Here is a 767-nt window from a genome sequence, read left to right as displayed (position 1 = left end):
AAGTCCCAGAAATTTTGTTTTCTTCCTCCAATATCTTTTGATATGATTCCCTTAAAAGCAGATTCTTCTTATAGAGCAATTCTGGTTCTTTGAGAAAAAAACTAGAAAAGTCTATTTGCTTTGGGTTTGTTTTCTGATTCTTTGTTATAGCTTGATAGGTTTTTTCTGTTTGTGAAATTTGTTTTTTTTTCAACTCAAGCTGTTTTTTTAAGAGCTCAATAATTTCCCCTTTTTTTAATAGATTAGTAAGCTCCAGATATTTTGCTGATGGAGCAGATACGAAAGTTGATTTAGGTACCTGAGCTGTGGGAGATACTGGAGGTGTGTTAGATGGCTTAGAGCCAATAGGTTTGGACGGTACGCGATTTCTTATCGTTCCCAAATTAGAAAGGTCAATTTTAATATCGGGTGGAAGTTTACGTGGTGGCTCATAGCCTTTTGGTGGTTTTGGTTTATAATTGTTGCTTGAATCGAGATCTCCTGACCCTATACTAGGAACTGCAAAACGGCTATGACCTCCTCCTTGCTTAGTAAGAGTGTTACTTCTTGCTAAGTTTGTTGTTCCAAAAAAAGCACTAATCGCTATGATAATAATCAGCTTTTGCATATTTCATACCTTTTAATTTTCACATATTTAGAAAGACTGACCATTACATTATTAATTTCATAAATCAGTTTATGAGATTCCGTTGTCTCCTCGCTTGATTTCGGCAGGGATTGTTTTATTAATAGGCACGCGGTTCCTATCATTGGGCTGTTTTAGCTTT

The 767-nt window shown here is 35.5% G+C and carries 2 pseudogenes; both read right to left on the bottom strand.

Going from position 1 to position 767, the window contains the following annotated elements:
* Positions 1-607, bottom strand: a pseudogene (locus ACFIO3_RS14540) (hypothetical protein); the annotation flags it as partial.
* 69 nt (positions 608-676) lie between these two features.
* A pseudogene (locus ACFIO3_RS14535) lies at positions 677-767 on the bottom strand (TrwH protein); the annotation flags it as partial.

The organism is Bartonella sp. AD328YNZD (assembly GCF_042196425.1).
This window is presented reverse-complemented; position numbering and strand designations above follow the sequence as displayed.